Annotated in this window: 17 protein-coding genes; 13 read left to right on the top strand and 4 right to left on the bottom strand. The window is 71.8% G+C overall.

All coding sequences use genetic code 11. The annotated features are described in order from the left end of the window. Positions 1-11: 11 nt before the first annotated feature. The 3 genes from O7622_RS22735 to O7622_RS22725 are packed head-to-tail and all read right to left on the bottom strand — an operon-like array spanning position 12 to position 1,797. Positions 12-239, bottom strand: coding sequence for a hypothetical protein (locus tag O7622_RS22735; RefSeq protein WP_282310225.1), 228 nt, complete (start codon positions 237-239; stop codon positions 12-14). Next, positions 236-496, bottom strand: a complete 261-nt coding sequence (locus O7622_RS22730) for a type B 50S ribosomal protein L31 (RefSeq protein ID WP_282310224.1) — start codon at positions 494-496, stop codon at positions 236-238. Before O7622_RS22730 ends, O7622_RS22735 begins: the two co-directional genes overlap by 4 nt. After that, entirely contained in the window at positions 493-1,797 is a 1,305-nt protein-coding gene (locus O7622_RS22725; RefSeq protein ID WP_282310223.1) for a GTP-binding protein, read from the bottom strand. Before O7622_RS22725 ends, O7622_RS22730 begins: the two co-directional genes overlap by 4 nt. 46 nt (positions 1,798-1,843) lie before the next feature. Here O7622_RS22725 and O7622_RS22720 point away from each other — a divergent pair, with 46 nt between their 5' ends. From O7622_RS22720 to O7622_RS22660, 13 genes are all read left to right on the top strand, one after another. Then, complete coding sequence (locus O7622_RS22720; RefSeq protein WP_282310222.1) at positions 1,844-2,329, top strand: winged helix-turn-helix domain-containing protein; 486 nt, start codon at positions 1,844-1,846, stop codon at positions 2,327-2,329. Between the two features lie 75 nt (positions 2,330-2,404). Continuing rightward, the gene (gene rpmB, locus O7622_RS22715) at positions 2,405-2,641 is read left to right on the top strand and encodes a 50S ribosomal protein L28 (protein WP_282310221.1); all 237 of its coding nucleotides are present in this window, start codon (positions 2,405-2,407) and stop codon (positions 2,639-2,641) included. Next, on the top strand, positions 2,641-2,808 hold the full coding sequence (rpmG, locus tag O7622_RS22710) for a 50S ribosomal protein L33 (protein WP_018783846.1): 168 nt from the start codon (positions 2,641-2,643) through the stop codon (positions 2,806-2,808). Before rpmB ends, rpmG begins: the two co-directional genes overlap by 1 nt. Beyond that, complete coding sequence (gene rpsN, locus O7622_RS22705) at positions 2,808-3,113, top strand: 30S ribosomal protein S14 (RefSeq protein ID WP_282310220.1); 306 nt, start codon at positions 2,808-2,810, stop codon at positions 3,111-3,113. The genes rpmG and rpsN overlap by 1 nt, the downstream gene beginning before the upstream one ends. A 110-nt stretch (positions 3,114-3,223) precedes the next feature. Then, positions 3,224-4,696 carry a choice-of-anchor M domain-containing protein gene (locus O7622_RS22700; RefSeq protein WP_282310219.1) on the top strand — a complete coding sequence of 491 codons (1,473 nt, stop codon included), beginning with the start codon at positions 3,224-3,226 and terminating at the stop codon, positions 4,694-4,696. Positions 4,697-4,789: 93 nt separating this feature from the next. Beyond that, positions 4,790-5,959 (top strand): DUF916 domain-containing protein, encoded by a 1,170-nt coding sequence (locus tag O7622_RS22695; protein ID WP_282310218.1) that lies wholly within the window; start codon positions 4,790-4,792, stop codon positions 5,957-5,959. Positions 5,960-6,000: 41 nt separating this feature from the next. Next, positions 6,001-7,554, top strand: coding sequence for a TIGR03773 family transporter-associated surface protein (locus O7622_RS22690; RefSeq protein ID WP_282310217.1), 1,554 nt, complete (start codon positions 6,001-6,003; stop codon positions 7,552-7,554). A 50-nt stretch (positions 7,555-7,604) separates the two neighbouring features. After that, positions 7,605-9,146: an anchored repeat ABC transporter, substrate-binding protein gene (locus O7622_RS22685; RefSeq protein WP_282310216.1), complete on the top strand. Its 1,542-nt coding sequence runs from the start codon at positions 7,605-7,607 to the stop codon at positions 9,144-9,146. An 11-nt stretch (positions 9,147-9,157) separates the two neighbouring features. Beyond that, on the top strand, positions 9,158-10,138 hold the full coding sequence (locus tag O7622_RS22680) for a choice-of-anchor M domain-containing protein (RefSeq protein ID WP_282310215.1): 981 nt from the start codon (positions 9,158-9,160) through the stop codon (positions 10,136-10,138). Next, positions 10,135-10,878, top strand: coding sequence for an anchored repeat-type ABC transporter ATP-binding subunit (locus O7622_RS22675; protein ID WP_282310214.1), 744 nt, complete (start codon positions 10,135-10,137; stop codon positions 10,876-10,878). The genes O7622_RS22680 and O7622_RS22675 overlap by 4 nt, the downstream gene beginning before the upstream one ends. After that, positions 10,878-11,783 (top strand): anchored repeat-type ABC transporter permease subunit, encoded by a 906-nt coding sequence (locus O7622_RS22670; protein ID WP_282310213.1) that lies wholly within the window; start codon positions 10,878-10,880, stop codon positions 11,781-11,783. Before O7622_RS22675 ends, O7622_RS22670 begins: the two co-directional genes overlap by 1 nt. A gap of 38 nt (positions 11,784-11,821) precedes the next feature. Then, on the top strand, positions 11,822-12,478 hold the full coding sequence (locus O7622_RS22665) for a choice-of-anchor M domain-containing protein (protein ID WP_282310212.1): 657 nt from the start codon (positions 11,822-11,824) through the stop codon (positions 12,476-12,478). After that, positions 12,475-13,128: a choice-of-anchor M domain-containing protein gene (locus O7622_RS22660; protein WP_282310211.1), complete on the top strand. Its 654-nt coding sequence runs from the start codon at positions 12,475-12,477 to the stop codon at positions 13,126-13,128. Before O7622_RS22665 ends, O7622_RS22660 begins: the two co-directional genes overlap by 4 nt. 286 nt (positions 13,129-13,414) lie before the next feature. Here the strand turns inward: O7622_RS22660 and O7622_RS22655 are convergent, their stop codons facing one another. After that, positions 13,415-13,777: a metalloregulator ArsR/SmtB family transcription factor gene (locus O7622_RS22655; RefSeq protein WP_282310210.1), complete on the bottom strand. Its 363-nt coding sequence runs from the start codon at positions 13,775-13,777 to the stop codon at positions 13,415-13,417. Between the last annotated feature and the right edge of the window lie 4 nt (positions 13,778-13,781).

The following is a 13,781-nucleotide window of genomic DNA, read 5'->3' as shown; positions in this document are numbered from 1 at the left end:
GGTGAACCTGTTCACCGGGGCCGGTGGCAGCGCCTGCGCGCGGAACTGCGCGAGGGGAGCGGCGGTGGGCCCACGGCGAGGGTCATGCCGGCGCCGCCGCAGCCGACGTCGCCCGCGAGCCGGTCGCCGGGGGCGACCAGCTCGCGGGCGACGGCCTGGTACCAGGCCCGATCGGCCGTGGCGCCGTCGACGAGGCGGGTCGTGTGCGCCGCCCAGTCGATACGCGCCTCGGTCGTCATGACTGCCGGGGGCCCCGGCGGGCGTACTTCTGGCGGAACTTCTCGACCCGGCCGGCGGTGTCGAGCAGGCGTTGCCTCCCGGTCCAGAAAGGGTGGCTGGCGGACGAGATCTGAACGTCGATCACCGGATAGGTGTTGCCGTCGGTCCACTCGATCGTCTGGTCGCTGGTGGCGGTGGAACGGGTGAGGAAGGCGAAGTCGGCGCCCTTGTCTCGGAAGACGACGGGGCGGTACTCGGGGTGGATGCCGGGTTTCACGCGGGCTGCGCTCCTTCGGTGTCGGTGTCGGTGTCGGTCAGCTCCTCCGCCCCGAGGGGGAAGCAGCCGGCGAACGGGTCGGGGTAGGTGCGCCAGGTCTGTTCGCCGTCGGCGAGTTCGGCGTCGGTGAGCAGGCATCCGGCGAGGGTTCGGTGCAGGTCGACGGGGTCGATGTCGAGGCCGATGAAGACCAGGTGTTGGTGCCGGTCGCCGTAGTAGGGATCCCAGTCGAGGGCGGCGGCGAGGCGGCGCTGGTCCTCGACGTGCTTCCAGTGCTGCTCGGGCAGGCTCACCAGCCAGTGCCCGAGGGAACCCATGGACAGGCCGCCGCCGGCGAACTCCCAGGCGACCACGGTGTCGGGTTGGCTGGCCAGCCAGACGTACCCGCGCGAGCGGATCGTCTGGGCGTTGACGTCTTCGAGGACGTCGTGCAGGCGTTGCGGGTGGAAGGGCCGGCGGGCACGGAAGACGGCGGAGACGACTCCGCAGTCGGATTCCGGCTCGTGCGCGCCGAGGGTGTAGCCCTGCAGGCCGCGGTTCAGGATCCCCGGGGTCTCGGGCCGGTGCCGGTGGGTGTGGCGGAGGTGCCGGGTCAGCGTGCCGGCGTCGACGAGGTCACCGTCGACGCGGACCTGCACCGCCCACGGCGCCATCCGTTCCAGCAGTACCGACAGGCGACTGGTGTCGTACGCGCCCTCGCGGGACTCGCCCCACAGGACGAGGGTGTCGGCGAACTCGATCTGCCGGACCACGACGTCGGCCAGCGCCCGGTCGTCGTTGTTCGCCGCCGCGATGCCGAGGGTCTTCAGGTCGTCGGTGCTGGCCAGGCAGTCGAGCAGGTGCTCGGCGTCGATCACTGTGACGTAGGAGTCGACCCGGATCAGGTCGGTGATCGGGGCGCCGTCGACGAGGCAGTGCGCGCAGACGGCGGCGACCGCCTCCGGTTCGACCACCTCGGGAAGCATCAGCAGCAGGTCACGGTGCGGGTGGGCGCGGGCCAGCCGGGCGAGGGTGGGCAGCACGTCCTCGCGCAGGGTGCAGGAGACGCATCCGTGGGCCAGGGTGATCCGCTCGTCCTCGAGCACGCCGGCAGCGTCGCGCACGATGCGGTGCACGGTGCCGGCGGCCAGGTCGGTGAGATCGTGCCGGACCAGCAGCAACGCCGGGTCCGCCGCCAGCAGAGTGCGGGCGACGGCGTACGTCGCGGACGGCCAGAAGCCGCTGAGCACGGTCAACGACGGGCCGGTGTCGGCCGTCGTAGCGCCGGGGTCGGCGGGTGCGAGCGGTGACGTCGACATCACAATCCTCTCGACACGAGTTGAAAACGGTTGTCATTATAGGCACGTGATGGACGACCGGTGGGTGGGGGTGTCGATGGAGGACGACGGTGGCGTGGTGGTCACCATCCGGCTGGAGGGCTCGGGGAAACCTCCCGATGCCGACGCGACCCGCCTGCTGCGGCTGGTGAGGCGCATCGCCGCCCGCCGGGTCGACGGCGGGACGAAGCCCGCGCCCACGCGGGACGGGCACCTCCTGCGAGTCGTCCCGTACGCGCGCACGGTCTACTGCGACGGCCGCGAGGTTCTCCTCACCCGGCGCGAGTTCGACCTGCTCCGGCACCTCGCCGACCATCCCCGACGGGTGTTCACCCGGAACCAGCTGCTCGATCGGGTCTGGGGGCACCCCTTCACCGGCGCCCGGAGCGTCGACGTCCATGTGCGGCGCCTGCGGGTGAAGCTCGGCGCCGACCTGCCGGTGATCACCACGGTGCGTGGCGTCGGCTACCGGCTCGGTTCCGCGATGTCGGTCGAGGTGGTGGACGACCCCGCCTGAATACTGTCCGATCAGCTGATGTAGAAACGAAAACCGTTGTCGTTACCGTTCATTGGAACCAGGAGGAGTTGAGTCGTGTCCCGACGCTGTGACGTCACCGGCGCGAAGCCGAGCTTCGGCAACGCCGTCTCCCATTCGCACCGGCGCACCCGTCGCCGGTGGAACCCGAACCTGCAGAGCCACCGCTACTGGCTGCCGTCGGAGGGCCGCTGGGTGCGGTTGACCCTGACCGCCAAGGCGCTGAAGACGGTGGACCGCAAGGGCATCGAGAAGGTCGTCGCCGAGATGCGCGCCCGGGGAGTGAAGCTCTGATGGCCAAGCAGACCGACGTCCGTCCGATCGTGCGGCTGCGCAGCACCGCCGGCACCGGCTACACGTACGTCACCCGCAAGAACCGCCGCAACGACCCGGACCGCCTGGTGCTGCGCAAGTACGACCCGGTCGTGCGCCGGCACGTCGAGTTCCGCGAGGCCCGCTGATGGCGAAGAAGAGCCTGAGCAACCGGCAGGCCCGCCGGGAGGACCTGGTCGCCCGGCACGCCGGCCGCCGGGCGGAGCTGAAGCGGCTGATCGCCCACCCGGACACCGACCCGGTCGTACGCGCCGACGCGGTCCGCCGGCTCAGCCGGCTCCCGCGCGACTCCAGCCCGGTCCGGCTGCGCTCGCGGGATCAGATCGACGGCCGTCCGCGAGGCGTGCTGACCCGCTTCGGGCTGTCCCGGGTCCGGTTCCGGGAGTTGGCCCTGCGTGGTGAGCTGCCGGGCGTCCGCAAGGCGTCCTGGTGACGGTTGCCGTCACCGGCCGGGGTGTGGGCCACCGCCGCGCGCCGGCCACCGCCCGCACCGGGCGTCGTGTACCACCGCGCGCAGACCCGCGCGGCGTGGAAAGGGGAGGTATGAATGCGACATTGAGGGCTCGCGGTTTCGCGGCCCTGCTCGCCGGGGCGGTGGTGGTCACCGGCACGGCGCTGGTGCCCGCAGCCGCTTCGGCGGCCGAGAAGGTGGTGCTGTCCAAGGGCCACACCGACGCGGTCGATGTGCACTACGAAGGTGGCGCGCTGTCGTTGAGGGTGCACGACGACACGGTCAGTCCGTCGGTGACGCGGAACCCGGCGGACGTCACGTTCCAGGCGTTGCCGGAGTCGGCCATGACCGTGCCGGCCGATTCGAGGTTCGCGTTTCTCGGTCCGGCCGGATCGCAGGTGTGGTTGCTGCCGATGACGCAGGATCCGGATCTGCTCTGGCCGGGCTGGAACACCACGACGCTCGACTCCGGCGTGTTCGAGGGCGACAAGGTGCGCCTGAGCCTGGTCGACGTGGAGGGCCCCGGCAACGTCACGCTGTTCACCCAGGACTCGTTCGGCGGACCGATCATCAAGTTCCGCTCCGACGACGGGCTGCCGGACGCGATCGACGTGCCGGTGCACACCCACGCGCACTCGAACTGGGCGTTCAGCGCACTGGGCAACTACACGCTGACGTTCCAGGCCGACGCGACGCTGACCAACGGCACCACGGTCAGCACCGGGCCGGTCGACTACTCCTTCGTCGTCGGCGAACTGTCCGGCGGCGGACCGGAGGTCAGCCTGTCGGTCAGCGGGATGGCCGACGAGTACCAGCCCAACGACACGGTCACGCTCACCACCGTGCAGACGCCACAGACCGAGCTGGACCACTACCACTGGTTCAGCAAGTGCCCGGACGCGGCCGACTGGAGCATCATCCCGGGCGAGGCGGGCGCGGGTTACTCGTTCACCGCGACCCGGGAGCTCAACGCCTGCGAGTACGTGGCCAAGCTCTACGACGACGACCACAAGGTCGTGGCGACCAGTGAGCCGGTGACCCTGTGGGTGGCGTTCCCGCCGCAGGAGCCGGGCGCCTCGCAGACGATCACCGCGTCGATCGCCGAGACACAGGGCTCGCTGGTGATCAGCGTCAACCCCGGTGACCGGGCCGTGGTGCTGCCGCCCGCGCAGCTCAACGCCGCCGGTGACCGGTGGGAGAGCAACGGTGAGCTGCGGCCGGTCACGGTGACCGACACCCGCGCCGGTCAGCCGGGTTGGAGCGCCTCCGGGCAGGTCCCGGCGGACTTCGCCGGCCCGGGCGGGGCGACGTTCAGCGCCGGCTACCTCGGCTGGACCCCGCGTGTCCTGGCCCAGGCCGACGGGCAGGGCGTGGTGCCCGGCCCGGTGGTGGCGCCGTACGTCGTCGGGGTCGGCGGCGGTCTCGGCAACAGCGCGGTGCTGGGCTCGGCGCCGGACGGCGCCGGCCGGGGTACCGCACAGCTCGGCGCGGACCTGCGGCTGAGTCTGCCCACCGAGACGGCGGCAGGGACCTACACCGCGACCCTGACCCTCACCGCCATCTGATCGCACCGGACGACCGCGGGGTGGGCGTGTCACCGCCGTGACCGCCCGCCCCGCGGCTCCCCTCGTACCTCAGGAACGGACACCGTCTCCGCAATGCGCCTGCTAGCAACCGTCGCCGCCGGGATCGCCCTGCTCGGCGTGGTCCCCACGTCTGCCGCCTCCGCGCTGACCGTCTCCGCCCCCTCCACCCCGCCGGGGCAGCCGGCGTCCTCGGCCGCGCCGTCCCGCACCGCGCCCCCGTCGACCGCCGCGACGTGGGGGGTGGCGCCGTCGACCGCGCGCGGGCCGAACGGCCGGGCGGCGTTCGGCTACAAGCTCGACCCGGGAGCCACCCTGACCGACTACGTCGGCGTCACCAACCACTCCGGCCGCCCGCTCACACTCGACCTCTACGCCAGCGACGCGGTCACCACGACCCGGGGCGGGTTCGACCTGCTGGCCGCCGGCCAGAAGTCCGCCGACGTGGGCTCCTGGGTCCGCCTCCCGCGCCGCACGGTGACCATCCCGCCGACGTCCCGCCTGGACGTGCCGTTCACGCTCACCGTGCCGCGCAACGCCACACCGGGAGACCATGCCGGCGGGATCGTCGCCTCGCTGACCAGCGGCGGCACCGACGCGCAGGGCAACCGCGTCGCCGTCGACCACCGGGTGGGCGCGCGCATCTACCTGCGGGTGACCGGCGAGCTGCAACCGACGCTGGCCGTCCAGGATCTCCGCGTCCGGCACACCGGCTCGGTCAACCCACTGACCGGTGGCACGGTTACCGCCACGGTCACGGTCCGCAACACCGGCAACGTACGGCTCGCCGGACAGCCCGTGCTCGGCGTGGCCGGGCCGATCGGCCTGGCCACGCGGTCCGTGACCGGTGCGGCCCTGCCGGAGATCCTGCCCGGCGGCGAGCTGACCACCACCGTACGCATGCCGGGTGTCCCGCCGCTGTTCCGGCTCACCGCGGACGCGACCGTCACACCGGTCGCCGTGGGCGACCAGGTCCTCGACCCACCACCGCGGGCCAGCACGGCCCGGGCCGCGGTCTGGGCCGTGCCCTGGCCGCAGCTGGCTCTGCTCGCCCTGCTCGCCCTCGCCGGGTGGGCGCTGATCGCGACCCGGCGCCGCCGGGCGGCCCGGCACGCCCGGGCGGTGGCCGCCGCCCGGGAGGAGGGCCGCGCGGAGGCCGGCCGGGCACCGGACGCCGATCGTTCCGGTCCGGGCCACGACAACAGACAACCTGCCATCGACCGCACGGGGAAGGACGACACGTGAATCGGCTACGCCTGGGGGAGCGACGAATGAGGATGAGAAGCATGCGTGCCGGTGCCGCGAGCCTGGCCGCCGTCGTGCTGGCGCTGGCTCCCGCGGCGACGCCGGCCTCCGCCGAACCCGCCGCCGTCACCTCCGCCGGCGCCGACCTGGTCTCCGTGGCGCTCGACGGTGACACGATGTCGCTGCGCTTCCGCGGTGACGCGCGAGCGGCCGGGCGCGACCCGGCAGAGGTGGTGCTCGGGCCGGACGGCGGACTGTCCGGCCGCGTACCGGCCGGACCCGCCCTCGCTTTCCTCGGCCGGGCCGGCCACGCGGTGTGGGCGCTCTCCGCCGGTGACACCGGGTTCCCGGCCCTGGACACCACCGGGGTACGTCCCGGTGCCGTCGCCGACGACCGGGTGACCCTCGCGCTGGGTTCGGTCGAGGGGCCGGGGACGTTCACCGCCTACACCCTGTCCGGCCTGGGTGCCGCGACCCCGTTGTTCGGCAACGGCCCGGGCGTGCCGGGCTCGATGCGGCTGCCCGCCGGCACGCGTACCGGTGGCGTGGTCTGGGCCTTCGACGCCGCCGGTGACTACCGGCTCACGCTGACCGCCTCGGCCGTGCTGCGCTCGGGCGAGACGGCGCGGGCCGAGGCGACGTACCGGGTGAAGGTGCCGACGATCGCCCCGGCCGGCGGCGTGTCGGCGCCTGCGCCGCTGGAACCGGCCGTGCGGCCGAACGCGCGGGCGCTCGTCGCGCCGACGACCGCCGCCGCGCCGAAGGCGGCCGCAGCGCCGAAGCCTGCCGCCGGCGCGCCGAAGGCGGCGGCCGCCCCTGCCACGGGTCGGCAGGTGATCAGTGACGGGCACGTCGACATGGGTCCGCAACTCAACGGCGACACCTGGACCATCCGGATCAAGGACGATCGCAGCAGCCCGCCGGTGTGGCGGGAGACCGCCGACGTGGTGCTGCACGCCAAGGACAAGGCGAAGATCAGGGTGCCCGCCGGCGCTGACTTCCTCGGCAAGCAGGGCGACACGGTGTGGTTGCTGCCGCAGACCCAGCAGGCGGGTCTCGTGTGGCCCGGCTGGAACACCCAGCACGAGTCTGTCGTGTCGGGCGTCAGGGGCAACGTCACCTGGACGCTGAAGGGGGTCGACGGGCCCGGGCGGTTCGCCCTGTTCCTGACCGGCTCGTTCGGCGGCGAGGACGTGCTGTTCGACTCCGCCAAGCCGTTGCCGCAGAAGCTGGACATCCCGCTCAACACCCACACGCACGGCAACTGGGCGTTCGCCAAGCCCGGCCTGTACCGCCTGGCGGTGCAGATGAGCGGCACCACCACGGCGGGCAAGGCGGTCAGCGACACGAAGACGCTCACGATCGCCGTCGGCGACAGCACCGACCCGAACACCGGGTTCGGGGCCGGCGCCGGAACCGGCTCCGGAAGTGGTGGGAACGGCGACGGCAGCGCCGACCAGGGCGGCGCCCGTCCGCTTCCGCGCACCGGCGCGGGCTGGGTGCTGCCGGCGGTAGCGGCCGGCGTCGTGCTGGTGGCGGTCGGCGCTCTGCTGATGGTGCTGGCCCGTCGGCGCTCCGCGCTCCGGACCCGGTGACGGCGGTGCCGAGCACGGCAGTCCACCGCGGCGGTACGCGGTGGCTTGCCGTGCTGACGCTGCTGGCCGCGCTGCTCGCCGGGGGCTGCCGGTCCGAGGTGACGTTGAGTGCGCGCGACCAGCGGATCCAGGTGTTGACGACCACCGGGATCCTGCGGGACCTGGCGCGCAACGTCGGCGGCGACCGGGTGACTGTCACCTCGCTGGTGCCGGACGGCGCCGATCCGCACAGCTACGAGCCGTCGCTGCGGGACATCCGCGACGTCGTCTACGCCGACGTGGCGTTCAGCAACTACCTGCTGCTGGAGGAGCAGGCTGTCATCAAGGCGCTGGACGCGAACCTGCGCGACGGTGTGCCGAACGTCTCGCTGGCCGAGGGAGCGGTGAAGTACGCCGCGGAGATCATCCCGCTGGTGGAGGACGTGTCGCTCGACACCATCTGGCTGGGCATGCGGGTGCGCGGCACCGGTGCGGCCCTCGGGGCGAACCGGTCCTCGGACGTGCTGCTCAGCGCGACCGCCGTGGACGGGCCGGGTCGGATGTTCGCGTACCTGACGGAGTCGTTCGGCAACCCGTCGTTCTCCGTCGACTCGGCCGATGGGTTCGATCCCGCCAACGGCTACCGGGACGACACCGCGACGCTGCCGCCGGACGCGCACACGCACATGAGCTGGGCGTTCACCGAGCCGGGCGTCTACCGGCTGACCATGCGGGCGCAACTGGCGGTCGACCCGCAGACGGCGCCCGTCCCGATGGGCGAGCAGGTGTTCACCTTCGCCGTCGGGGTGGACCCGCACTCGGTGCCGGGGAGGTCGGAGGTGCTGAGCGGCGGCCACGCCGACGTCACAGTCGACCTCGACCAGCGGCGGCTCTACCTGTTCGCCGACCCGGAGGGCAGCGGCGAGGCACACCAGCGGGTGTACGACCCGGCGCGCACGGTGATCGAGGTGCCGAACAAGGCGCTGCTGGAGGTCCCCGGGGACCGGCGGTTCCGGTTCCTCGGCCGGCCCGGCACCCAGGTCTACCAGCTGCCGCAGGCCGTTCTCGGAAAGCATGTGCACGGCGAGATCGACCCGCACCTGTGGCAGGACGTCCGCAACGCGATGGCCTACGTGGAACTGATCCGGGACACGCTGATCGGCGTCGATCCTCCGGGGGCGGCCACCTACCGGGCGAACGCTTCGGCCTACCTCCGGCGACTGGAGGCGCTCGACACGTACGTGCGGGACACCATCGCGCAGATCCCGCCGTCGCGGCGTCACCTCGTGACCACGCACGACGCATTCGCCTATCTGGGGCAGGCGTACGGGGTGCGGATCTCCGGGTTCGTCACACCCAACCCGGCCACCGAGCCGAGCCTCGCCGACCGACGCAAGCTCACCGAGACGATCCGCAACCTGCGCATACCCGCTGTCTTTCTGGAGCCGAACCTGGCGGCCCGGTCCGCCACGCTGACCGAGGTGGCCCGCGAGGAGGGCCTGCGGGTGTGCCCGATCTACGGCGACGCGTTCGACAGCGACGTCACCACCTACGCGGAGATGATGCGGTTCAACGCCGAATCGCTGCGCGACTGCCTGACCAACGACACGTGATGGAGGAACCAGTGACGCCAGGACGGGCGCGCCGCCGCACCCGCGCGACCACAGTCATCCTGCGAGGGGCGCTCGCGGCGTTGCTCGTGCCGGTGGCGGTACCGACCCCGGCACGGGCGGCCGAGCCGGCACCGGACCTCAGCCAGTCGATCGCGGCCGACCAGCCCCTGGCCGCCGGGCGGACGACGCTGACCACCGGGCACGTCGACATCGGCCCCCGCTACGTCGACAACCGGTGGACGCTGCTGATCCACGACGGCACGCAGGCGCGACCGGTGTGGCGTGACCCCGACGAGACCCTGTTGCGGGTGTCCGACGCCGCGCTGCAGACCGTGCCGGACGACCCGGCGTACGCCTTCCTCGGCATCGAGGCCGGCAAGCGGGTGTACGTGGTGCCGCAGGTCCAGGACCGGAACGTCATCTGGCTGGGGTGGAACACCCAGGATCCCCGGGTGTTGCGGACCATCGACCGGGGGGTGACGCTGACCCTGCTCGGTGTGCGTGGTCCGGGAACCCTCACGACGTACCTCCAGTCGGGCAACTTCGCGGCACCGCAGCCGCTCTGGCGATCCGCCGAGTCGAAGGCCCAACCCTTCTGGGTGGAGGTCAACACCCACACCCACGCCAACTGGGTCTTCTCCGCCCCGGGTGTCTACCTGCTGGCGGTGCAGGTGTCGGCTGACCTCGTCGACGGGAGGAAGGTGTCGGCGACCGGCACACTGCGTTTCGCGGTGGGCGATGCCGCCAGCGCCGCCGAGGCCTTCGCCGCGGCGGCCGGCATCCCCGCACCGGCCGGCCAGAAACCGTCCGCCGAGGGCCCGGCCGCGGCCGGCGACCGCGCCGACGGCTCGCCGACGCTGCTGATCGCGGCGTTGGCCGGGACAGCGGTCGCGCTCGCTCTCGGCCTGGTCATCCTGATGCTGCGCGGACGTGGTGCCCGACTGCGGGCCGAGCGGGAACGCGCCGCCGCCTCGTCGGAGGGCCGGCGGTGAGAGCACTGGAGATCGAAGGGCTGGACGTGGATCTCGGCGGCCGGCCGGTCCTGCGGGGCGTGACGCTGCACCTGGATCGCGGCGAACTGGTGGGGCTGCTCGGGCCCAACGGCGCCGGCAAGACCACCTTGTTGCGTGCCGTCCTGGCGCTGATCCGCAAACGCGGCGGCCGGGTGCTGGTGGAGGGTGAACCGACCCGTCCCGGCCGGTCGGGCATCGGATACGTGCCCCAGCGCCACGAGTTCAACTGGGACTTCCCGATCTCGGTGGAACAGGCCGTGATGAGTGGTCGCACCGGACGGATCGGTCCGCTCCGCCGTCCGGGCGTGGCCGACTGGCGTGCGGTCGGCGACGCGCTCGACCGGGTGCAGCTCACCGACCTGCGCCGCCGGCCCGCCGGTGAACTGTCCGGTGGGCAACGCCAACGCGTGCTGGTCGCGCGGGCGCTCGCGCTCGCGCCGAGCATGCTGCTGCTCGACGAGCCGTTCACCGGACTCGACATGCCCACCCAGGAGCTGTTGGGCGAGCTGTTCACCAGCCTGGCCCGGGAGGATCACGCGGTGCTGATGACCACCCACGATCTGGTCGCCGCGGTGGATTCCTGCACCCGGCTGGTCCTGCTCAACGGGCGGGTCGTCGCCGACGGTCGACCTGCGGACCTCCAAGACGCCGCGCTGTGGACGGAGACCTTCGGCGTGAGCGCGACCTCTCCACTGCTGAAGCTCGTGCGGGTGGCCTGATGCCGATCACCGACTTCCTCACCGATCTGCTCAACCCCGACCTCGCGTTCCTGCCCAAGGCACTGGCGATCGCGGTCATGTCCAGCATCGTCTGCGGCGTCGTCGGCTGCTATGTGGTGCTGCGCGGGATGGCCTTCATCGGCGACGCCGTGGCCCACGCGGTCTTTCCCGGCATCGCGGTCGCCTTCGTGCTGCAGGGCAGCCTGGTGCTCGGTGGCGCCGTCGCCGGCGTCGCCACCGCTCTGCTGATCGCGATCTTCTCGCAGAACCGGCGCGTCAAGGAGGACTCGTTGATCGGCGTCTTCCTGGTCGCCGCGTTCGCTCTCGGCATCGTGATCATCTCGCAGGCGCCCGGCTACGCCGGATCGTTGCAGCAGTTCCTGTTCGGCTCGATCACCGGCATCCCGGACCGGGACCTGTACGTCGTCGGGGGGACCGGTCTGGTCATCCTCGGCCTGGTGCTGGCGCTGCACAAGGAGTTCGTCGCGGTCTGCCTGGACCGGGAGATGTCGCGTTCCATGGGGCTTCCGGTCTTCTGGCTCGACATCGCGCTCTACGTCCTGGTGACGCTGGCCGTGGTGATCTCCCTGCAGACCATCGGCAACATTCTCGTCCTGGCGCTGCTGATCACTCCTGCCGCGGCCGCCCGCCTGCTCACCGACCGGCTTGCCGTGATGATGCTGCTCGCTCCGCTGATCGGCGGCGCCTCGGCGCTGGTCGGGCTGTACCTGTCCTGGAGCTACGACACTCCGGTCGGCGGCACCATCGTCCTGGTCGCCACCGCCGTCTTCCTCGCCGCATGGCTGTTCGCGCCCCGACATGGGCTGGTGACGAGGGGCCGTCGATCAGGCGGACGCGGCACCTTCCCCCGACAAACCAAAACGACTATCATTTCCAATAACTGACGGTCCGCCGAGGACCGTCATGAGAGAGGAGTCTTTACGTGCGTAGCACCGTGCGTCATCTGCTGGCGTCGGGTGTCCTGGGCGTAGCGCTCGTCGCGACGGCACTGCCCGCGCAGGCCGCCACCGCGTCGGTCGTGACGTTCAACGCCGGCCACCTCGACCTCGTCGACGTGGCCTATGAGGACGGCTCGCTGGAGATCGGCGTCCACGACGAGGACAACGACGTCGAGTACGGCGCCGACGAGGTCAAGCTGGTCGTCAAGCGCCAGGCCAAGGTCACCGTCCCCGCCGACCCCGCCTTCGCGTTCCTCGGTACGCCGGGCGTGTCCAAGGTCTGGATCCTGCCGGAGATCCAGAACGAGAACCTGATCTGGCCGGGCATCGCCGCCGAGGAGATCGAGGCCGGCGTCTTCACCGGCGACTCGCTGACGCTCTCCGTCCGGTCGGTCAGCGGTCCGGGTCAGCTCGCCATCTACACCGAGAACGCCGTGGGCCAGCCGAACATCCTGGCCGACAGCGGAGACGGGCTTCCGGACGCCCTCGCTCTGACCGCCGGCGACCACACGCACGCCAACTGGGCGTTCGACGCCGCCGGCACCTACCGGGTGACCGTCCGCGCGACCGGCACGCTGGCCGCCACCGGCCAGAAGGTCACCTCCGCCCCGGCCACCCTGCGTTTCGTCGTGAAGGCGTGAGCGCGATGCGTACCCGCAACCGTGCCCTCGCCGGTCTCGTCCTGACCGCCGCACTGCTCGCCGGCACCACCACGCCCGTCGCCGCGGCACCGCTCGTGCTCGCCAGCGGCCACGTCGACGTCATCGACGTCGACTACGCCGCCGGTGCGCTCACCGTCAACGTCCTCGACGGCACCGGCGCCGCCGACGTCGAGCGCAAGCCCGCCGACGTGCTCCTCCGGGTTCCGAACACCGCCAAGGTCAGCGTTCCCGGCGGCTCCGCCTGGTCCTTCCTCGGCACCGGCGGCCAGGCCTGGGTGCTGCCGCAGTCCAACACCGCCGGGCTGCTCTGGGCCGGCTGGAACACCGCCGAGGTGCCCGCCGGTGTCTTCCAGAACAACCGCGTCACCTTCAAGCTCACCAGCGTGTCCGGGCCGGCGGGCTTCAGCATCTACACCGTCTCCGGTGGCACCCCGAGCGTGCTGTTCGACAGCGGCAACGGGTTGCCGGACAGCCTGAACGTCAACCGCAACACCCACACGCACGCCAACTGGGGCTTCGACGCCGCCGGCACCTACGCCGTCACGTTCGAGGTCACCGGCAAGCTCGCCGCCACCGGCGCCACCGTCACCTCGGGCCCGACGACCTTCACGTTCGAGGTGCTGCCCTGATCGATGCAACTGACATCCGTTATCATTATTCTGGTTCGTTGAGGTAGGGGGTACCTTCGGTTAGCGGACCCGGCCGGCGCGGAGTTGCCCACCTGGCTCCGCGTCGGCTGTCGCCCGGACTTCCGGCAGCGCGATGGCGGCCCACTGGTCAGTGCCGTGCGCAACGCCGGTCGTCGGCCCCTCCGATCGTGGCGTGGTGTTGCTCGCTCCGCAGCCGAGACGTCTCAGTGTGCACGTGACGTCGTGACGAGGATGCCGGCGGCGCCCGGACACTTGATCGGGGCCGTCACGGGCAGAACCTGAGGATCTCCAGGACGAGGGTGACGGCCGGTATGCCGGTGAGCGCGTAGTACATGCGGCCGCTGCCGCGGTATCGGCGTACGAGGTGGGCGTTGCGGAGCAGCCGCAACTGGTGTGACACGTAGGGCATGGGAACCTCCAGCGCACCGCTCAGCTCTGTGACGCAGGCATCGCCGTCCATGAGGTGCCGCAGGATGCGAAGCCGTGTCGGGTGGGCGATCGTGCGCAGGAGGTCACTGATCTCCTCGACGCTGGCCGGGCCGGGGGTCATGACACCGCCGGAAGGCGCGGGGCGCTGCGCATACTCGACCGCTCCTTGCGCTTGTCGGGTGAGCGCAACGGTAGTCATGTGC

Origin of the sequence: Micromonospora sp. WMMD1076 (genome assembly GCF_029581475.1) — a bacterium.
Taxonomy (GTDB): Bacteria; Actinomycetota; Actinomycetes; order Mycobacteriales; family Micromonosporaceae; genus Micromonospora; species Micromonospora aurantiaca.
This window is presented reverse-complemented; position numbering and strand designations above follow the sequence as displayed.